A 19,729-nucleotide genomic window follows, 5' to 3' on the forward strand; every position below is an offset into this window, starting at 1 on the left:
AATACAATTTGCACTGCCCACCGTGGTGAAACATCCCTTGATAGGAGACTATGACTCAGAGGGTAGGCGAATGAAGCATCTTAAGAAACCGCAGGTCGACAAGTTGGAAGCAGACCGCAAGACGCGCGCCATCGTCGAAGACATGCTCGCCAATATTCGCGAGAACCGCGAAGAGGCCGTTCGCACCTACGCCAAGGATTTGGACGGGTGGACACAGGACTTTGCGCTTTCGGAACAGAAGAAAGCCGCGTTAATTGCGCAAGTTTCACAGCAAACCAAAGACGACATTCAGTTCGCGTACACGCAGATCAAGCGTTTTGCGATTGCGCAGCGTGAAAGCCTTCGGGATTTCCAACTCGAAACCGAGCCCGGTGTGACCTTGGGCCAGCGCTGCGTGCCTGTCGATTGCGCGGGCTGCTATGTGCCAGGTGGGCGCTATGCGCATGTGGCGTCGGCGCTGATGAGCGTTGCCACAGCCAAAGCCGCTGGCGTGCCCTTCGTGGTTGCGGCCTCGCCGCCGCGCGGGGATGCGATAGACCCTGCCGTGGCTTATGCGATGGATTTGGCAGGCGCTGATCTGATCCTTGAGATGGGCGGAGTGCAGGCCGTGGCCTCCATGGCCATGGGCCTGTTCGGTGCGCGCCCTGCCGATATTCTGGTCGGGCCCGGCAACTCGTTCGTTGCGGAGGCGAAGTTGCAACTGTTTGGCGGCGTAGGGATCGATCTGTTCGCAGGCCCCACAGAAAGCGCTGTGATCGCGGATGAAACCGCTGATCCAATGACCGTTGCGATCGATTTGCTATCACAGGCGGAACACGGCACCACGTCACCTGTTTGGCTCTTCACAACTTCGCCAGAGCTTGCTGACACCGTGAACCGTATTTTGCCGCAAATTGCCAAAGACTGGCCAACCGGAGGCGTCGCGGTCGAAGCTTGGGACAACCACGGCGAAATTGTCATCTGCGATGATCGCGAGCAGATGGCCAAAGTGTCTGACGAATACGCCTGCGAGCATTTGCAGGTGCAGGCGGCAGACCTTGAATGGTGGAAGAACAGGTTGCGGAACTACGGCTCCTTGTTCTTGGGCGAAGGGTCAACTGTGACCCATGGCGACAAGTGCTCTGGCACGAACCACATTTTGCCCACCCGCCAAGCTGCGCGCTATACTGGCGGACTGAATGTCATGAAGTTCCTGAAGATCCTGACATGGCAGGAAATCCGGACCGATGCGGACCCGATGATGTCTTCTGTTGCGTCAAGGCTGTCTCGAACCGAAGGGATGGACGCCCACGCACGTGCCTGCGATTGGCGTTTGCAGAAGTTTGGCAAAAAAGATGACTGGGGCTTCGAAGTCGCGCATCAGGAGCGCTTTGACTGAGCATGTCTGACGTAGGCGAATGCTCGCGAAACGAGGCGAGCGCAAGGGGCCCGTAAGTTTGTTGTAAGGATGCCGTGTTCAAGACCGTCGAGATAACTTGACGGCAGTTCACATGACACCCAGACAACGAGACGCAGCAGGCCCCAAACTTCTGCGGAAATACCGACCCAAAATGGCGCCAGCCGCACTGACAATGATCGTCGCTGCGGTCGTCATATTTGGATATAACGCTACCTATTGGGACAAAGGCACCGATATTTTCGCCGATAGCTGGGGGCTCTTGATCGTATTCAACTTCGCGCTCTACTTCCTTTTCGTAGCGTTCTTGTCGATCTTTAGTTTTCGGCATTTGGTTAAGCCCGCGATGGCAGGGCTGTTGGTTCTGTCGGCGGTTACGTCCTACTACATGGACGCCCTTGGCGTGATCATCGACCGTGAGATGATCCAGAACGTGGCCACAACCACCATGACTGAATCGAAACACTTGTTTACTCCGGGCTTCGTCCTGCATGTCGCGCTGTTCGGGATAATGCCCGCTGCGGTGGTGCTATGGGTAAAGATCAAGCGCGTGTCTTGGGTTGGAACACTGGGTGCGACAGCTGGACTGATGGTTCTGGGAATTGCCCTTGGTGCGGGGTTGTTGATGAGCAACTACAAAGCCTATTCGTCCATTCTGCGCGAGCGGAAGGATTTCATGAGCAGCTTTCAACCCGGTGCTCCGATTGTCGGCGCTGTGCGCTATGCAAAGATGATTACGCGGGCCAAGAACGCACCTATCGCGCCGATCGGAACAGATGCCAAAAAAGGCCCAAGCTATGCACGCCTCAACAAACCCGTTTTGACAATAATCGTCGCCGGAGAAACAGCGCGCGCGCAGAATTTCAGTTTGAACGGCTACGGGGTCCCGACTAACCCTGAGCTGGCGAAACAGCCGGTGATCAGTTTCTCGGACGTGGATTCATGCGGAACCGCGACGGCGGTGTCTTTGCCCTGCATGTTCTCGAAATACGGCAGAAGCGAGTATTCCTTTGTGCGTGGCACAACCACAGAAAACGTGCTCGACGTACTGAACCACGCTGGGTTTCATGTGGAATGGTGGGACAATAACACAGGTAGCAAGGCGATCGCTGCACGCGTGCTAACGCGAAGTTTTACCAACACCAAGAATGAAGAATTCTGCCCGGCCGGCGAATGCACTGACGGAATCTTCAAGCAGTATCTAGAAGAGTTCGTGCCGTCGATCACCGAAGACACTGTTCTGGTCCTTCATCAAATCGGCAGCCACGGACCGACCTATCATCTGAGATACCCACCCGGGTTCGAGAAATTCAGCCCCGCTTGCCGCACGGCGGAGTTCAAGAATTGCACGCAGGAGGAGATCACCAACGCCTATAATAATACGATCGCCTACACCGACCATATCCTGAGCGAGATAATCGAATTTCTGGCGGCGCAGGACGGGCTGATCACTTCGCTGCTCTACGTATCGGACCACGGAGAGTCACTGGGTGAGAACGGGATATATCTACATGGATCGCCCTACTTCATGGCGCCTGAGTTTCAAACCAAAGTCCCGATGATCATGTGGCTGTCAGATCAATTTAAAGCGGCCTTCGAGGTGGATACAGGATGCGTCGCTGGCAAAGCAAAGGACGCACTGAGCCATGAGAACCTGTTCCATTCGATACTGGGTCTGCTCGACGTCAAAACAGTGGAACGACAACCCGCGCTAGATGTGTTTGATGGCTGCCAACCCGCGCTGCAGGTGGTGAGGAAATGAGCGCACCACGTTCAACTTCCAAACCCAAACCCAAACGGGTGACGGGCCAAGCTCATCTGCTTGCTGCGGCCAATTACTCTAATCAGGGTTTGCGCCGACTTTGGGAGGAAACTGCATTTCGCCACGAAGTGTTTGCGATGCTTGCTCTGCTTGGGCTCTTCATCGCACTCGGGGCTAGCCTCATTGAATTTGCGCTTCTGATCGGGGTGTTCCTTCTGTTGGCTGCTGTCGAGGCGCTAAACACAGCGATTGAATGTATCGTTGATCATCTTACTACGGACTGGGCGACGTTCGCTCGGGATGCTAAAGACTTGGGGTCCCTTGCCGTTATGTGTGTTTTGCTGGCAGGTGGAACACTCGTTGCGATTGTCGTAGCGAGACACGGGTTTGGGCTTTAGGCCGTAAGGGTTGAGAACTTGGCAGACATGAAGTCAAAGCAGAACGAAGGCCATGGCGTCCCGACGCCACCGGTTGCAACAGAGAGACGGATCAAACTACGGCACATTGTGCCGAGCATGGTGACGGTCTTTGCCATTTGCGCCGGTTTGACGTCGCTTCGCATGAGCATCGAGGGCAATATCCCTGCCGCACTATACCTGATTATGCTGGCAGTCTTTTTGGACGCGGCGGACGGCAAGCTTGCGCGCTATCTGGATACCGCCAGCCCCTTTGGCGCAGAGCTTGATACATTGGCCGACTTCTTCAATTTCGGCATAGCGCCCGGGCTGCTCATATATAACGCTTTCTACCATGCGTCGGATTACCAGAACCTCGGCTGGCTCAGTTGCCTTGTTCTTGCGATCTGTTGTGCACTTCGACTGGCGCGGTTCAACGTCGGATTGTCCATTCCGCCACAAGCAGGAAAGCGGGACTATTTCGTGGGAGTACCGGCCCCCGCACTTGCGTCTTTGGCGCTGATGCCGGTGTTCCTAAGCCTTGTCGGCTGGACCAATTTGGGCACCCATTCCCACATCATCGCGGTCTATGAGATCTGCATCGCCCTTTTGGCGGTCAGCACGATCCCGACCTTTTCGATCAAGCACGCGTCGGTCAGCCGAAACCATCTGCCGATGATTGCAATCGGCTCTGCCATCGTTGTGATTTGCCTGATGGTTTACCCTTGGCACACGTTCCTTGTTGCGAACCTGCTGTATCTCGGATCGTTGCCGGTCTCTTACACCCGCGAGCGGCAATCGCGGTTGGCCGAGGGCTAGGTGCACTTGCCCTAACGCGTCTTTGGTGTCACTGACCGTGCCAGCCCCGAAATGGACAGGACATTGATATGGATATGCTGAAGATCGTGGCGGTGCCGATGCACCCCGAAGGCCGAAAATTCGTTGCTGCGTTCGCAGCGATAGCCGTTGTGCTTGGTCTTATTTGGGAGCCGCTGTTTTGGTTGGGTCTCGGGGCCACAGTCTGGTGCTACTATTTCTTCCGTGATCCAGTGCGTTCGGTGCCACAACAAGACGGTTTGGTCGTATCGCCCGCCGATGGAGTGGTGTCGCTGATCTCAGAAGTTGCGCCGCCGCCAGAGCTTGAGCTTGGCGATGTGCCCGTGTTTCGCGTTTCGGTTTTCATGAACGTCTTCAACTGCCACGTGAACCGCGCCCCGATGGGCGGCACATTCACGCAGATTGCTTACCACAAGGGGAAGTTCGTTAACGCTTCGCTCGACAAGGCAAGCGAGCACAACGAGCGGAACGGCCTCACTATTGAGTCGGCTGATGGCCACAGGATCGGCGTCGTTCAAATCGCAGGCCTTGTTGCGCGTCGTATCGTGTGTTTCGTCAATGTCGGTGACACAATCAAGACGGGCGAACGCTTCGGCCTTATCCGCTTTGGCAGCCGATTGGACATCTACTTGCCCCAAGGCATTCAACCGGCCGTTTCGGTTGGAACCACTGCTGTTGCGGGTGAAACGCTTCTTGCGGATTTGAACTCAAGCCAAGCGCCAGTGCGCAGCGTTTCCATCTAAGGACCGCGCAACTCCAGAAATCACAAAGGGCCTCACCGCGAAGTGAGGCCCTTTTTTCGTATGAGGTAGTCTCTAGCGTTTGCCGTAATAAAGGCCGACCGTATGCTCCGCCTCAGCAAAGAAAAGCCAGCGCAGGGTGAGCGCGCCAATGATATGCAGCAACAGCGCCACCAGCGATATCAGGTGGTAGAATGGCGGCATGACGAGCAGCAAATAGGGAAACAGGGACAGGAACAAAACGCCAATGATGCGTAAGGTCAGTGCGTGCTTGCGGCCGACCACATGAACCATTTCTTTCATCAAGTAGTTTTTAGAGCTGTGGGGTGCCTCGAACATGCGCACCTTGCCCATATGTCCCAAGCCAGTGGCGCTTTCTATTGTTGAGCCTGAGGCTGCGAATTGCTTGTCGCCGATGATCCACGTCGCGCACTGAAACGCGCCGAGCACCAGTAGCATCGGGGCAGCGATAGAGGTCTGCCCGGCCATGAATGCACCGCCCGTGATAGCGTAAAGTAGGAACAACACAGGCGTTGTCCAATTGCTCCATCGTGGCACAGTTTTGATCTGGGCGTAGATCATCGATGTGGCGAACACCGTAGCAAGGCACAAGCCCGACCCCAGCAACCCAAGCAGTGTCCAACGCGTGTTTAGGAATACCACGCCGATGGCGTAAACGCCCATCACCATCAAGGCGGCGACAGACAAACATCCTTCGCGCGAGAGCCAACTGCTTTTCCACTGCGAGAACGCCTTGAGCGCACGTCGTGGGTTCCCAAGGTGGAACGTGGAGGAGATCAATCCGCCAACTGCGAACAAATAGGCGATGAAGAAAAAGACGAAGGCCGTGAACCCAGAGACGTCGGGTTTGCCAAAACCAAGGACGGTCAGCAGGCCAAATCCGATCCCCGAAAAGACAGTGAAGGCGATAATTGACGGAGCTGGATGCATCAGCCGATCCTTTCGAGCGTTTTGTCGAGCCAGCCAAGGAAGCCTGTCGGCTCCTGCGCCACCGGCTCCAAGAAGGGGGCAAGGATGTCGATTTGGTCATCCTTCGGCCGTGGCGGCAGGTATTTGTTGACTGGCTTAGTGCCTTGCTCAGGCATCAGGTCCATGCCGCCGCGTTCGGCGACCAGCTTGGAGACATCGGACGTCTCGTCGCCCAGATCGCCAAAGTGGCGCGCGCCTGCGGGGCAGGTGCGCACGCAGGCGGGCTGGCGGTCTTCCTCGGGAAGGTTTTCGTTGTAGATGCGATCTACGCAAAGCGTGCATTTCTTCATAACGCCTTCTGCCTGGTCCATCTCGCGTGCGCCATAGGGGCAGGCCCATGCGCATAGGCCACACCCAATGCAGTCACTCTCATTGACCAGCACGATGCCGTCCTCGACGCGCTTGTAGCTGGCTCCGGTGGGGCACACGGTGACACACGGCGCGTCTTCGCAATGCAGGCAGGATTTGGGAAAGTGCACCGTCATCGCGGCACCTTCGTCCGGCGTAATCTCATAGGAATGCACGCGGTTCAGGAAGGTGCCGGACGGGTCAGCCCCGTAGGGGTTCTGGTCCGACAAGGGCGCGCCGTAGTTTTCGGTGTTCCAACCTTTGCACGAGACCACGCAGGCATGGCAGCCGACGCAGGTGTCTAGATCGATCACGAGACCGAGCTTTTTTTCGGTATGGGTCGGGAGAGTGGTCATTTTCCAACCTTCCATTCTAGGTGGGATGGCCCTTTGCCAACCGGTGATTTCTGCGCGGGCATGTTGGGCTGGCTCTCTGCTGGTGCAGGGGTTTTCACGATGCGCACCTTTAGGTCGAACCATGCAGCCTGTCCGGTGATCGGGTCGGAATTCGCCCAGCGGAGCCCGTCGCCTTTGGGCGGCAGCAACTCGTGGATCAAGTGGTTCAACAGGAAGCCCTTGGTGGCCTCCGGCGCGTCCTCTTCCAGCGCCCATGCGCCTTTGCGTTTGCCGATGGCGTTCCACGTCCAGACCGTGTTGGCGTTCAGCGCGGCTTGTAAGGCGACAGGCACGACGATCTCGCCATGAGGCGAAGTGACTTTGGCCCAATCCCCCTCGGAGAACTTGTTCTCCTCCCAGATCTTCTTTGAGACATAGAGCGGATTATGCCCATGGATCTGCCGCAGCCACGCGTTCTGGCTGCCCCATGAGTGATACATTGCCATCGGACGCTGGGTTAGTGCGGTGATCGGGTATTCGGAGGCGCGGTTCTCCTCCTCGTTGGAGTACCAGACCGGAAGCGGGTCCATCGTTTCCTTGATCCGTTCGCGCAGGTGTTCAGGAGGCTGGCGGGTGCCGACACCTTCTGCTGCAAGTTGGAACCGGCGCAGCGGTTCTACATAAAGGTTGAACAGGTAGGGCTGGGGCTTGTCGAAGAAGGATTTTTTCACCGCCCAGTCTTGATAGTTCATATTCCAAGGTTTGTAGAATGCGGCATCCTCTGGGACGTGCTCCATCCAGAATCCGCCATTTTCGATGTAGCGGTCCAGTTGGTTCGGGTTCGGCTCGCCGCGCCCGTGATCGTCGCCGTCACCACGGAAACCAGCCAGCGGGCCGACGCCCGGGCGACGGACGTGGTTGGTGATGTAATCGGCGTAATCCTTGTACTTCTGGGAGCCGTCTTCATTGACGAAGCCCGGCAGGCCCAGACGGCCGCCAAGGTCACACAGCGCAGACTGGAAGCCTTTCACGTCGCGGTCGGGCTCGACCACTGGCCAACGGATGGCGTCGGCCACCGCGTCCGCCTCGCAGATCGGACGGTCCAGCAGCGAGATGCAATCATGGCGTTCCAGATAGGTGGTGTCGGGCAGGATCAGGTCGGCATAGGCCACCATTTCCGAGCTATAGGCGTCGGAATAGATGATGTTCGGGATCACGTAGTTCCCGTCACTGTCTTGGTCCGTCAACATCTCGATCACGCCACGCGTATTCATTGAGGAGTTCCACGACATATTCGCCATGTACATGAACAGAGTGTCGATCTTGTATGGATCACCGGCATGGGCGTTGGAGATCACCATGTGCATCATGCCGTGGCTCGACATCGGGTTTTCCCACGTGAATGCCTTGTCGATACGGGCCGGAGTGCCGTCTTCGCGCAGACATAGGTCGTCGGGGCCGTGGGTGAAGCCCAGATGCGGACCGTCTAGGGCTTGGCCGGGTTTAACGCCATAGTGCGGCTTGGGGTGCGCTTCCGGCGGTTTGGGATAGGGCGGCTTGAACCGCATGCCGCCGGGTGTTTCCACGCTGCCCAGAATGATCTGAAGCATGTGCAACGCGCGGCAGGTTTGAAAGCCGTTGGCGTGGGCCGAAATTCCACGCATTGCATGGAACGAAACGGGCCGGCCCACCATTTTCGTGTGCGCGTTGCCGCGGAAGTCGGTCCACTCTCGGTCCAGTTCAATCGACTGGTTGAAGGCCACATCCGCCAGTTCGGCCGCAATGCGTTTGATCCTGTCGACCGAAATCCCTGTGCGTTCGGCCACCGCTTCGGGTGCATATTGCGGGTCGAGGTATTTTTCAGCCATGTGTTGAAACACGGACCGGTGGCTAACGCCCGCTTCTCGAAGTGAGCCCGCAAGATCAGGCTTCACGCCTTTGGCGTCAAACGCAGCGGGTTTGCCTGTGGCGCGGTCCATCACCATCAGCTTGTTGTCTTTGTCGCGCAGCAGCAGGCCGAAATCTTCTGACTTCTCGTCGCCGTTGACCAGCGCCGGGGCGTTGGTGAACTGGGCCAGATAGTCCAGATCCAGCTTGCCGGCCTTGAACAGCTCGTGCACCAGCGCGAGGATGAACAACCCGTCCGTGCCCGGCGTGATCCCGACCCATTCATCCGCCACCGCATTGTAGCCGGAGCGCACGGGGTTCACCCCGAACACCTTGGCGCCGCGCGCTTTGACTTTGCCGAGCCCCATTTTGATCGGGTTGGAGTCGTGATCCTCGGCAACGCCGAAGATCATTACCATCTTCGTGCGATCCCAATCGGGCTGGCCAAATTCCCAGAACGCACCGCCCATGGTGTAGATGCCTGCGGCGGCCATATTGACCGAGCAGAACCCGCCATGTGCGGCATAGTTCGGTGTGCCGAAGCCCTGTGCCCAAAGCGAGGTGAAGCTTTGCGATTGGTCGCGGCCCGTGAAGAACGCCAGTTTTTCCGGAGCGGTCTCGCGGATCGGCTTCAGGATGCCGACGGCGATGTCATATGCCTCTTCCCAGGTGATTTGCTCAAACTCGCCTGATCCGCGCGGCCCAGTCCGCTTCAGCGGGGCCTTCAATCGGGATGGCGCGTTGTGCTGCATGATCCCAGCCGAGCCCTTGGCACAAAGCACGCCTTGGTTGACGGGATGATCGCGGTTGCCCTCGATATAGGCGACCTTTCCTTCCTTCATGTGCACATTGATCCCGCAGCGGCAGGCGCACATGTAGCAGGTGGTTTTGCGGATCTCGTCACTCACCTTTGGGGAGAGGTTTATCACTGGTTGGTTCATCGAGGTCTCCGATCAGTTGGTGACGGTGCGCGCCAAGCCGAGTGAGGCAAGACTGAGCAACAAGGTCAGGCAGAAAGGTCTGTAGTATTTTTCGAGTTTTGGCAGGAGCAAAGCCCGCCCCACATAAAAGCCAACAAGAGTTGGGAGGATGAAGAACAGCCCGCGAGCGACAGCGACTTGATCCATTGTCCCCACGAGCATGTGGGTCAAAAGACCCAATGCGCCCGCACCAAAAAGATAGACCGAAAGTGTGCCGCGCATGGTGCGGGGTGGCAACTGCCTAGCCAGAAGGTAAAGGGCAATGAACATGCCCCCTGCGCTTAAGCCAAAGCCAGAAAACCCACGCACCATCGCCGCAAAGAAAACAACACCAGCGAGAAACGCCAGCTCCGCAGGGTGCAGGTTCGTGAGCGTCGCGAGTGTATTCATTTGGCTGCGTTTACAATTGCCGCGAGACAGCAGGACGCCATGCGCGCAGCGGGTGGATCGGCGCGAGAGGTCAGCAAAACCGGAACCTTAGCCCCCATCACGATGCCGGCGGCGCACCCGCCCGCCAGATAGACCAAGGACTTGAACAGCGAATTCCCCGACACGATGTCCGGCACGATTATCGCATCGGCCTGACCTGCGACGGGATCGGATGTCAGCTTTTTAGTGGCAACTGCTTTCGGGCTAAGGATCAGGTCAAGCGCTAGTGGACCGGAAAAATCGGCGGTCAGGATTTCAGATTTCGCCCAGTCTGCCAGTTCCTTCGCCTCTACCGAGGATGGAACGGCTGGCAGCACTGATTCAGTCGCGGACAAGAACGCTACTTTGGGTCGATCATTGCCCAGCATTTGAAGCAGCTTAACCACCTCACGGGTCGCGTCTTTCCGCGTGTCGATATTCGGGTCAACGTTTACGGCGGCGTCCGAGATTGTGATCGAAGGACCACCGTCAGGGTGGGAAATATGGAAGATGTGAACGAGGCGGTTTCCGGTGCGAAGGCCCGCGTCTCGGGCAAGGGCGGCACGCATGAAGGCGTCGGAATGCAGCTGGCCTTTCATCATAACATCGGCCCGACCTTCACCACAGGCCATTGCGGCGGCCTTCCCACTGTCTTGCTCGCCCGTGGCCTCTATGATCTCGAACTGGGAGATGTCCCAACCCAGCTTTTCAGCCTCGGCTTCAATCAGGTTCCGCTCTCCCGTAAAGACCGGCTCCATGATATTTGCCTCGGTTGCATCGCGGGCGGCCTCCATGGGAAGCGGCGCACCTGCGCGGGCGATAGCAACCCGCGGGGTGGGCGCTTTTTGAGCCATGGCGAGTAGCCAAGACGGGCACACCGCTTCGCGTTGGGATAGGAATGGATTGGTGGGTGTCATGGCGGTCTCTCCCTAAACGCGGCCTTTTCACCGCAAAACCCGCCTCAATTGCTTGAGGCGGGTTCACGCGTTTCAGCAAGCGCCGTTTATTCGGCAGCCATGTCCGATGCGGCGACCCCAGCCACAGCAACAGGCTTCTTCATAGCGTCGCGGCGGAATGGCTCACCCAATTCTTGGTTCAGAAGAATTTCGATGAACGTCGTCACATTGTTTTCCATCTGCTCCTTGACCGCAGTGTTCAGGGCTTCGGTCAGAGACTCCATGCTATCAACCTGCACCCCTTTCAGGCCACAAGCATCTGCAATCTTGGCGTAAGACACGCTCGTGTTCAATTCAGTGCCCACAAAGTTGTCGTCAAACCACAAGGTGGTGTTCCGCTTTTCGGCGCCCCATTGGTAGTTGCGGAAGATGATCATTGTCATTGCAGGCCAGTCGCCGCGGCCAACCGATACCATCTCGTTCATCGAAATCCCGAAGGCGCCATCACCTGCGAAGCCGACAACTGGCACGTCGGGGCAACCGATTTTCGCGCCTGCAATAGCTGGGAAGCCGTAGCCACATGGGCCGAAAAGACCTGGTGCGAGGTACTTGCGTCCATTCTCGAATGACGGGTAGGCGTTGCCGATTGCACAGTTGTTGCCGATGTCGGAGGAGATGATCGCGTTCTTTGGCAAAGCCGATTGAATCGCGCGCCATGCTTGGCGGGGTGACATCTTGTTAGGCTCGCGAGTTCGCGCACGTTCGTTCCAAGTTGTGCCCGGATCGTCCTCTTCGTGGTCCAGCGAGGTCAATTCCTGAGCCCATGCGGACTTGGTCTGCGCAATCGTCGCCTTGCGGTCGGCGCGGCCAGCGTCACCAGCCCCGTCTTTCAGGTTCGCAAGGATACCTTCAGCGACTTTCTTGGCGTCGCCCACGATACCGATCGCGACTTTTTTGGTCAGGCCAATGCGATCAGGGTTGAGATCAACCTGAATGATTTTCGCATTTGTTGGCCAGTAATCGATCCCGTAGCCGGGTAGAGTCGAGAACGGGTTCAGGCGGGTCCCCAGAGCCAGCACAACGTCAGCCTTGGAAATCAATTCCATGCCGGCCTTGGAGCCGTTGTAGCCCAAGGGTCCAGCGAACAGCGGATGGCTGCCAGGGAATGCGTCGTTGTGTTGGTAGCCAACACAGACAGGCGCATCGAGCGTTTCGGCAAGCTTCATCGACGCGTCGATGCCGCCCGCAAGGACGACACCTGCGCCGTTCAGGATGACAGGGAATTTGGCCGAAGACAGCAACTCTGCCGCCGATTTAACCGCTTCCTCGCCGCCGGATGGGCGCTCGAAATCTACCACGACGGGCAGTTCGATATCGACCACTTGGGTCCAATAATCGCGTGGAATGTTGATCTGCGCAGGGGCGGACGCACGGTAGGCCTTCATGATCACACGGTTCAGAACCTCCGCGATGCGCGTCGGATCCCGCACTTCTTCTTGATAGGCAACGCAGTCTTTGAACAGGTTCATCTGTTCCATTTCCTGAAAGCCGCCTTGGCCGATAGTCTTGTTGGCGGCCTGTGGCGTGACCAGCAGCAGCGGGGTGTGGTTCCAGTAAGCGGTTTTTACGGAGGTCACGAAATTTGTGATTCCCGGGCCGTTTTGGGCAACCATCATCGACATCTCGCCGGTGGCGCGGGTGTAGCCGTCGGCCATCATACCTGCGGTCATTTCGTGGGCGCAGTCCCAGAACTTGATGCCAGCCGTAGGGAACAGGTCGGAGATTGGCATCATGGCCGAACCGATAATGCCGAATGCATGTTTGATGCCGTGCATTTGCAGGGTTTTGACGAAGGCTTCTTCGGTCGTCATTTTCATGGTGCGATCTCCCAGTGAAGTAAAAAGTCAGGGCGCGGTTGCCTCTGAACACGAGTCTGCGCCGAAACTATGCCGGTGATCAGAGTCGTGTTATGACCAGATTGTTTGGTCGATATATCCAAAAAAGCCGCGAACGCTTGGACTTTGTGTTGCAAAATAGAGTTCGAGAGAAGTGCATCTCAAGACGCAAAACGCTAATTCAGCGCAGCATATCTTTGATTTCCGCCGCGATTAGCGCAACTCCAGGGGAGATTTGAGCGGCTGATATGGAGGAATAAGCCAACCGGTAATGCTTGTACTCGCGCTGGTTGCTTTCGCAAAAAGCCGCGCCGGGCTCGATCAAGACGGACTTTTCGCGCAGGCGGCTGGCCAGTTCGTGAGTGTCAATGCCATCCGGCGCGCGCATCCAATAGCTAGATCCGCCGAACGCGCCAGCCCCAGCAACGGTCAGACCATGTTCCGCCAAGGCATGGTCCATAACACGACGGCGATCATGCAAGGCGTTGCGCAAGCGCCTTACCAACGCGTCGTAGTGGCCTAGTGACAAGAAGTAAGCTGCCGTGCGTTGCATGTGACCGGGCGGATGCCGAAGCACTGCCGTGCGAAGCGCCCGCGCCTCGCGGATGAACGGAGCGGAGCCGACGAGATAGCCCAAACGCAATCCTGGGAAGAGCGACTTGGAGAACGAGCCGACATAGATCACGCGCCCGTCTTCATCCAGCGACTTCAGGGCCGGAGATGGCGGCTTCAGAAACGACATCTCGAATTCATAGTCATCTTCGACGATCAGGAAGTCGTCCTCCGAAGCACGACGCAAAAGCTCTTTGCGTCGCGTGATTGGCATCGTCGAGGCGGTGGGGCATTGGTGGCTGGGAGTCGTAAAGACAACATCGACACCCTTAGGGATGAGATCTGGCGGCAACCCGTCACCGTCAACGGGGATTTCGACCCGATGGCAGCGCGACTGATGCAGGATCGTTCGTAGGCCGGGATAGCAGGGGTCTTCGTGAGCAGCTGTCCGGCGTTGGGTCAGCAAGACCTGAGCGGCCAGCCAAAGGGCGTTTTGCGCCCCGACTGTGATAAGGATTTCGTCCGGATTGGCCAGAATGCCGCGGCGCGGAAGCGTGTTGCGTGCGATGAATTCCAGCAGCTGCGGGTCGTCGCGATCGACCTGATCGGCGGTCAGGCTGTCGAAGTCCCGCTGCCCAAGCGCGCGCACGGCACATAGGCGCCAGTTCTGGCGATCAAACAGTGCCGGATCGACCTGACCGTAGAGGAACGGGTACTTGTATTTGCGCCAGTCCAGGGGTTTCTCGATTTGCAGTCCGCCCGAAAACCTGTTGCCGATGGCGCGGGCCCAATCAACGGTATCCAAGGACGAGCGCGGACTGAGTTGAGGCGGCTCTGGCGCGTTCTCCGAGACGAAATAGCCGGAACGGCCGGCGGACGACAAATAGTCGTCTGCCATCAGCTCATTGTAGGCGAGGGTTACCGTTATTCGGCTGACGCCTAAGTGCTGGGCGAGCTTGCGCGAGGATGGGAGTTTTTCGCCGGGGCGGAAGCGACCGGACAGGATGCCGCCTGCGACCATCTGCTGGATTTGCTGTTGAAGTGTGCCTTCGAAGGCGGGGTCTAGGAAGAATGTCTCAACAGCAATGGACATATCAGCTGGCCTTAAGTGGGGTGATAGTTTGGATATACTCGCAGTGATGATGTGTGGACGCAATGGCGCGGTGATCCAAAGAAAAGCCCCACCGCAATTCTCGTGCGGCGGGGCAATACTTGAAGTCGAAAATGGCGCGTTAGCCCACTACTGCGCTTAGCGCTCCGTCTACCGACGTTATGATTGCATCGATATCGTCCTTCGTCGCAATCAAGGCCGGCGAGAAGCACAGGGTGTTGTTATAGCCGGGCACGGAGCGGTTGGTCATGCCGATGATGACCGCGTCGCGGCTCATGCAATGGCCGGTGACTTGGGCGACCAGCTTCTCGGGCAATGGTGCGCGGGTTTCTCGGTCGGCGACCAGTTCTGCGCCGAGGAACAGGCCCTTTCCGCGGACATCACCGATGCAGGCGTGTTTGCCTTTCAGCTCTTCAAGCTGCTCCAGCATGTAGGTGCCCATGGCAGTTGTGTTTTCGAGCAGGTTCTCGTCCTCAAGGATGCGCATGTTTTCCATCGCAGCCGCAGGGCCAGCGGTGCAGCCGCCGAATGTGGAGATATCGCGGAAGTAGTTGAGGTGATCGGACGTGTCGTCCTTAAACATGTCGAATACGGCCTCGGTCGTCACGCAGCACGAAATCGCCGCGTAACCGGACGCCACGCCTTTGGCCATGGTGACGATGTCAGGCTGCACGCCGTAGTGCTGATAGCCAAACCATGTGCCGGTGCGTCCCATGCCGCAGACGACTTCGTCGATATGCAGCAAGATGTCGTATTTTTTGCAGATTTCTTGTACGCGCGGCCAGTAGCCTTCGGGAGGCGTGATGACGCCGCCGCCTGCGGTGACGGGCTCAAGGCAAAGCGCGCCGACAGTGTCGGGGCCTTCGCGCAAGATGACCTCTTCAATCGCGTTGGCGGCAGCGATGCCGTAGGCTTCACCTGACAAATCACCGAGCCCTTGGTCCATGGCGCGATACTCAAGGCAATGAGGGACCTTTACGAAGCCGGGCGTGTAAGGGCCGTATTGCGCGTTCCGTTCTTCCTGACCACCACCTGACAGGCAGGCAATCGTAGTGCCATGGTAGTCGCGGTCGCGGTAGAGGATTTTGTGCTTCTTGCCGCCATAGCGCTTATGCGCAATCTGGCGGACCATCTTGAAGCCTTTCTCATTCGCTTCCGAGCCGGAGTTGGCGTAGTAGACGCGGCTCATGCCTGGCATCTTGGAAATCAGGCGTTCTGAGAACAGGGCGGCCGGAATTGAACCCATCGTGCCACCGAAGAAGTTCATCTTCACCAGTTGATCGCGCACCGCATTGGCAATGCTTTCGCGACCGTAGCCAACGTTTACGGTCCAGACGCCGCCGGAGACCGCATCGATATGCTCACGACCGTGCTGATCCCACACCCGGAGGCCCTTGCCTTCAACGATGATCTTGGGGTCCGTGCGGCCCTGTTCAGCCATATACCCTGCGTGTTGGCTCAGGTGATGCCAGACATGGGCGCGGTCGGCTTCGACAACACCCGAGAGATCATTGCTTTGCAGATTACCGTCCATCGGCTTACTCCAGTAAAATAAAGGGAACCGGGTAGATCCCCGGCGATTCTCGGTCTTGCACCTGAATTATAGCGCTATAACACAAGCTGCATGGAAATTTGGCGCGCCGTAGGGCCAGAGTGAAGTCACAAATAGATCCAGTTTGTCGCGGTGTTGGTGGGTGAGATAGCGTTTTTCTGATGCTAATTACAGCAATAACAGTTGCTTACCGATTTTGACGGTGTGGAAGCGTCGCTGAATTGGCTGTTGAGTGGATAAACTAAATGGATTGACGTAGGCTGCATGACCTCGCCTAGCTTGCTTGCGGGAAAACCGGATGGAGTCGTTTAAAAACTTGAAACACTGGGCTTTGATGAGATCTGCGTTGGATTATTCAGAGCCTTGTGGTTTGCTCGGAACGCATTTCCGCACGGAACAAGACCCTCCAAGAGGGCGGTCCGACACTCAACAAAGCGCCCTAGGCGCGCGTAGTTCGACATGGGAGAAGAACTTATGAAACTTACAACAAAACTGATGAATGCAGCGGCCTCCGTTGCTCTGTTGACCGGCGCTCAAGCCGCGATGGCGGACGGCCACGGGCTGACCGTCGGCTACTTCCTCGAGTGGCCGATGCCATTCCAGTATGCCAAAGTAAACGGCACCTATGACGAGGCGCTTGGCGCGCCTGTGACTTGGGTTTCTTTCGATACCGGGACCGCAATGTCGGCCGCCATGGCATCCGGCGACGTGGACATTTCCGTGTCCCAAGGTGTGCCACCGTTCGTGGTTGCGACCTCTGCGGGTCAGGACATCCAGATCCTTGACGTGGCCGTGTCCTACTCCGAGAACGACAACTGCGTTGTCGCTTCGGGCTTGGAAATTGACAAAAACTCCGCTGGCGAACTGGCTGGCAAAAAGGTTGCGGTTCCACTGGGCACCGCCGCGCATTACGGCTTCCTGAGCCAGATGAACCACTTCGGCGTGGATATTTCGAGCATGAGCGTTGTGGACATGGCGCCTGCAGAAGGTGCTGCGGCGCTTTCACAAGGGTCTGTTGATATGGCCTGTGGTTGGGGTGGCGCGCTGCGTACGATGAAAGAGGCTGGCAACATCCTGTTGACTGGCGCTGAAAAAGAAGCGCTTGGCATTCTGGTGTTCGATGTGACTTCTGCACCGGCTGGTTTCGTGGCCGAGAATGGCGACATGGCTGCGAAATTCCTGAAGGTCACCGCAGACGCCAACGCAATGTGGGCCGATGAAGCCAACCACGCGAAGATGTTGCCAGTGATCGCAAAAGACGCGGGTATGGATGAAGCAGCAACGGCCTCAACGCTTGCAGGGTTCGCATTTCCGAACATGGAAGATCAGCTTGGCAGCACATGGCTTGGCGGTGGTGCACAGACCTTCATGAAGGGTGTGGCTGATGTTTTCGTAAACGCGAAATCCATCGACGCGGCGCTCGAAAGCTATGAGGCGACTGTAAACACAGGCCCGCTGAAAGCTGCGTCTGAAATGTAGCACCGGCTAGGGGTGGCGCGGGATTTCCGCGCCACCCTTTTCACTTCCGAATCCGAATAAACAAGGAGTGGGGCAGCCATGTCGGGCCTAACAATCGAGAATATTTCCATGCGCTTCGATCTGCCGAATGGCGGATCGGTGCAGGCGTTGAAGGACGTCACGCTTGACCTGAAACCGGGTGAGTTGATGAGCGTTCTAGGGCCTTCAGGCTGCGGGAAGACTACATTGCTGAACATTGTTGCGGGTTTCCTCGCCCCAACTGAGGGGCGCATCGCGATGAACGGGCACACGGTGCACGGGCCAGATGCCGAACGCGGCATGGTGTTCCAGCAAGGTGCCTTGTTTGAATGGATGAGCGTTCGCGAGAACGTCGCCTTCGGACCACGGATGAAGGGCGAGAAGGAATCCCAGTACGGCGCGAATGTTGACCATTTGTTAGATGTTGTCGGCCTTCAGGATTTCAAAGAGAAAGCCATCTACGAGTTGTCCGGCGGGATGCAGCAGCGTGTGGCGCTTGCCCGCTGCCTTGCCAACGACCCGGACGTGATCTTGATGGATGAACCACTTGGCGCGCTTGATGCGCTGACCCGCGAGAAAATGCAAAGCCTTGTGCTGAAGCTTTGGAAAGAGACAGGCAAGACGATCATCCTGATCACTCACTCGGTCGAGGAAGCGTTGCTTCTGGGCGAACGTCTGTTGGTTATGGCGCCACGTCCTGGCCGCATCCACAAGGAATACCGTTTGCCGTTTGCCGATCTTGGCGTCGACCAAGACCTGCGGGAGGTGAAGAAGCACCCTGACTATGCCAAGACCCGTGAGGAAATCCTCGCCATGATCTGGGACATGGAAGAGGAGATTATGGGCCGCACGGAGGAAAGCGCATGACTATCCTTGCAATCTACGTTGCCATCTTCATCGGCGGTTTCTTTGCGGTAAAGTACATCACCGCATCCGCGCAGCCCAAAGACTACACCTCGCTGAAAACGGTTACATTCGGAGATGAAAGCGCGGTTCGACCTAATCGGGCGGCTTCTATCATTTCCATTGCCACGATCTTTCTGCTGTGGGGGGCGTTCACGGGCTCAAGTCTGATCCCTTCCTTCCTGCATGCGCCGGCGGCTTATACAGGTTTGGGCGAGTTTACCTACACAGTGGACGCCAACGGGCAGAAAGATGATGCGACGGTCACGGTAAATGTACATGAGGCAGATGGTGACTCCACCGTTCCTGAGGTTGCGCCGGGGGACGGGTTTGCCAAGAACGACGCGATCTCGATTGTGAAGTACCGCTCCAATTTGCTGCGCGTGGATAGCAACGACGAGCTTGGCCGTGATGACGGTGCGCAAATCGTGGCCGTGAATGGCAAGCCGATCGCGCCGGGAGGGGAAGTTATGACCGACTTTGCCCGCGTAGCCATGACGCCAAAGGGCACGCTGAATATCGAGCCAAAAACCGGCTGGCAAATGCAGCCGCTGTACTTGCCGCCCCCTGAAAAAGTGGCGAGCCGATTGGTCGAGATTTCGAACACTGGCTTCCGGAACTCGACGCTCTGGGAACACCTTGGCTATTCGCTGTTCCGCGTGATCGTGGGCTTCCTGATCGGCGCCGCCGTGGGCATCCCGCTGGGTTATGCCATGGGCCTGTCAAACTGGTTCCGCGGATGGTTTGATCCGGTAGTCGAATTCATGCGCCCCGTGCCGCCCTTGGCGCTAATCCCGCTGGTCATCATCTGGGCCGGAATCGGGGAGGTTGGTAAGATCGTGCTGCTGTTCCTTGCGGCGCTTTGGATCATGGCAATTGCCGCGCGCTCTGGTGTGTCTGGTGTGAACATCACCAAGGTTCATGCAGCCTACTCACTAGGCGCGTCCAAATGGCAGATCATGCGCTACGTCATCATCCCGAACAGCTTGCCGGAAATCTTCACCGGAGCGCGCGTAGCGATGGGGGTTTGTTGGGGCACGGTTGTGGCCGCCGAACTTGTGGCTGCCGAGAAGGGAGCGGGTATGATGATCATGGTAGCGTCAAAGTTCCAGAACACCGACATCGTGTTGATGGGCATCATCCTGATCGGCGTCATTGGCTTCAGCATCGACGTGCTGATGCGCTGGGCGGAGCGGATTTTGGTGCCTTGGAAGGGGCGGAGCTAAACTCTGACAAATGTCGCGA

General features: G+C 57.4%; 16 protein-coding genes. 8 read left to right on the top strand and 8 right to left on the bottom strand.

Translation table 11 applies throughout. The features are described 5' to 3' along the window. Positions 1-70 precede the first annotated feature (70 nt). From hisD to BM352_RS04805, 5 genes are all read left to right on the top strand, one after another. Positions 71-1,378, top strand: a complete 1,308-nt coding sequence (hisD, locus tag BM352_RS04785; RefSeq protein WP_090213183.1) for a histidinol dehydrogenase — start codon at positions 71-73, stop codon at positions 1,376-1,378. A 112-nt stretch (positions 1,379-1,490) separates the two neighbouring features. Beyond that, on the top strand, positions 1,491-3,158 hold the full coding sequence (locus BM352_RS04790) for a phosphoethanolamine transferase (protein ID WP_245780915.1): 1,668 nt from the start codon (positions 1,491-1,493) through the stop codon (positions 3,156-3,158). Then, positions 3,155-3,556, top strand: coding sequence for a diacylglycerol kinase (locus BM352_RS04795; protein WP_090213188.1), 402 nt, complete (start codon positions 3,155-3,157; stop codon positions 3,554-3,556). Before BM352_RS04790 ends, BM352_RS04795 begins: the two co-directional genes overlap by 4 nt. Positions 3,557-3,583: 27 nt before the next feature. After that, a complete protein-coding gene (locus BM352_RS04800; RefSeq protein ID WP_090213190.1) occupies positions 3,584-4,372 on the top strand; it encodes a CDP-alcohol phosphatidyltransferase family protein in 789 nt (262 codons plus the stop codon). Between the two features lie 62 nt (positions 4,373-4,434). Then, positions 4,435-5,133 (top strand): phosphatidylserine decarboxylase, encoded by a 699-nt coding sequence (locus BM352_RS04805; protein WP_425434551.1) that lies wholly within the window; start codon positions 4,435-4,437, stop codon positions 5,131-5,133. A gap of 72 nt (positions 5,134-5,205) precedes the next feature. On the opposite strand, the gene BM352_RS04810 is transcribed toward BM352_RS04805, so the two are convergent. The 8 genes from BM352_RS04810 to BM352_RS04845 form a co-directional block, all read right to left on the bottom strand. Continuing rightward, positions 5,206-6,081 (bottom strand): dimethyl sulfoxide reductase anchor subunit family protein, encoded by an 876-nt coding sequence (locus BM352_RS04810; protein WP_090213196.1) that lies wholly within the window; start codon positions 6,079-6,081, stop codon positions 5,206-5,208. Next, positions 6,081-6,824, bottom strand: coding sequence for a 4Fe-4S dicluster domain-containing protein (locus BM352_RS04815; protein WP_090213199.1), 744 nt, complete (start codon positions 6,822-6,824; stop codon positions 6,081-6,083). The genes BM352_RS04810 and BM352_RS04815 overlap by 1 nt, the downstream gene beginning before the upstream one ends. Further along, positions 6,821-9,631 (bottom strand): molybdopterin oxidoreductase family protein, encoded by a 2,811-nt coding sequence (locus tag BM352_RS04820; RefSeq protein WP_090213202.1) that lies wholly within the window; start codon positions 9,629-9,631, stop codon positions 6,821-6,823. The genes BM352_RS04815 and BM352_RS04820 overlap by 4 nt, the downstream gene beginning before the upstream one ends. 12 nt (positions 9,632-9,643) lie before the next feature. Beyond that, positions 9,644-10,060 carry a hypothetical protein gene (locus BM352_RS04825; protein WP_090213204.1) on the bottom strand — a complete coding sequence of 139 codons (417 nt, stop codon included), beginning with the start codon at positions 10,058-10,060 and terminating at the stop codon, positions 9,644-9,646. Then, positions 10,057-10,995, bottom strand: coding sequence for a phosphate acyltransferase (locus tag BM352_RS04830; protein WP_090213207.1), 939 nt, complete (start codon positions 10,993-10,995; stop codon positions 10,057-10,059). The genes BM352_RS04825 and BM352_RS04830 overlap by 4 nt, the downstream gene beginning before the upstream one ends. An 86-nt stretch (positions 10,996-11,081) precedes the next feature. Beyond that, positions 11,082-12,851 (bottom strand): sulfoacetaldehyde acetyltransferase, encoded by a 1,770-nt coding sequence (xsc, locus tag BM352_RS04835; RefSeq protein WP_090213210.1) that lies wholly within the window; start codon positions 12,849-12,851, stop codon positions 11,082-11,084. A 199-nt stretch (positions 12,852-13,050) separates the two neighbouring features. Next, positions 13,051-14,514 (bottom strand): MocR-like pyridoxine biosynthesis transcription factor PdxR, encoded by a 1,464-nt coding sequence (pdxR, locus tag BM352_RS04840; RefSeq protein ID WP_090213212.1) that lies wholly within the window; start codon positions 14,512-14,514, stop codon positions 13,051-13,053. Between the two features lie 139 nt (positions 14,515-14,653). After that, positions 14,654-16,066: an aminotransferase family protein gene (locus BM352_RS04845; RefSeq protein ID WP_090213214.1), complete on the bottom strand. Its 1,413-nt coding sequence runs from the start codon at positions 16,064-16,066 to the stop codon at positions 14,654-14,656. 492 nt (positions 16,067-16,558) lie between these two features. On the opposite strand from BM352_RS04845, the gene BM352_RS04850 reads away from it, so the two are divergent. From BM352_RS04850 to BM352_RS04860, 3 genes are all read left to right on the top strand, one after another. Further along, the gene (locus BM352_RS04850) at positions 16,559-17,563 is read left to right on the top strand and encodes a taurine ABC transporter substrate-binding protein (RefSeq protein WP_090219859.1); all 1,005 of its coding nucleotides are present in this window, start codon (positions 16,559-16,561) and stop codon (positions 17,561-17,563) included. 78 nt (positions 17,564-17,641) lie between these two features. After that, positions 17,642-18,448 (top strand): taurine ABC transporter ATP-binding protein, encoded by an 807-nt coding sequence (locus tag BM352_RS04855; protein WP_090213217.1) that lies wholly within the window; start codon positions 17,642-17,644, stop codon positions 18,446-18,448. Further along, the gene (locus BM352_RS04860; protein WP_090213219.1) at positions 18,445-19,710 is read left to right on the top strand and encodes an ABC transporter permease; all 1,266 of its coding nucleotides are present in this window, start codon (positions 18,445-18,447) and stop codon (positions 19,708-19,710) included. Before BM352_RS04855 ends, BM352_RS04860 begins: the two co-directional genes overlap by 4 nt. Positions 19,711-19,729 lie beyond the last annotated feature (19 nt).

The sequence above is a fragment of the Litoreibacter janthinus genome (genome assembly GCF_900111945.1).
Classification (GTDB): domain Bacteria; phylum Pseudomonadota; class Alphaproteobacteria; order Rhodobacterales; family Rhodobacteraceae; genus Litoreibacter; species Litoreibacter janthinus.

Coding starts and splice junctions, on each gene's coding strand:
- BM352_RS04820 (WP_090213202.1), bottom strand. CDS start 9,631: ATGAACCAACCAGTGATAAACCTCTCCCCAAAGGTGAGTGACGAGATC.
- BM352_RS04795 (WP_090213188.1), top strand. CDS start 3,155: ATGAGCGCACCACGTTCAACTTCCAAACCCAAACCCAAACGGGTGACG.
- BM352_RS04860 (WP_090213219.1), top strand. CDS start 18,445: ATGACTATCCTTGCAATCTACGTTGCCATCTTCATCGGCGGTTTCTTT.
- hisD (WP_090213183.1), top strand. CDS start 71: ATGAAGCATCTTAAGAAACCGCAGGTCGACAAGTTGGAAGCAGACCGC.
- BM352_RS04810 (WP_090213196.1), bottom strand. CDS start 6,081: ATGCATCCAGCTCCGTCAATTATCGCCTTCACTGTCTTTTCGGGGATC.
- BM352_RS04855 (WP_090213217.1), top strand. CDS start 17,642: ATGTCGGGCCTAACAATCGAGAATATTTCCATGCGCTTCGATCTGCCG.
- BM352_RS04815 (WP_090213199.1), bottom strand. CDS start 6,824: ATGACCACTCTCCCGACCCATACCGAAAAAAAGCTCGGTCTCGTGATC.
- BM352_RS04800 (WP_090213190.1), top strand. CDS start 3,584: ATGAAGTCAAAGCAGAACGAAGGCCATGGCGTCCCGACGCCACCGGTT.
- BM352_RS04825 (WP_090213204.1), bottom strand. CDS start 10,060: ATGAATACACTCGCGACGCTCACGAACCTGCACCCTGCGGAGCTGGCG.
- BM352_RS04850 (WP_090219859.1), top strand. CDS start 16,559: ATGAAACTTACAACAAAACTGATGAATGCAGCGGCCTCCGTTGCTCTG.
- BM352_RS04790 (WP_245780915.1), top strand. CDS start 1,491: ATGACACCCAGACAACGAGACGCAGCAGGCCCCAAACTTCTGCGGAAA.
- BM352_RS04830 (WP_090213207.1), bottom strand. CDS start 10,995: ATGACACCCACCAATCCATTCCTATCCCAACGCGAAGCGGTGTGCCCG.
- xsc (WP_090213210.1), bottom strand. CDS start 12,851: ATGAAAATGACGACCGAAGAAGCCTTCGTCAAAACCCTGCAAATGCAC.
- pdxR (WP_090213212.1), bottom strand. CDS start 14,514: ATGTCCATTGCTGTTGAGACATTCTTCCTAGACCCCGCCTTCGAAGGC.
- BM352_RS04845 (WP_090213214.1), bottom strand. CDS start 16,066: ATGGACGGTAATCTGCAAAGCAATGATCTCTCGGGTGTTGTCGAAGCC.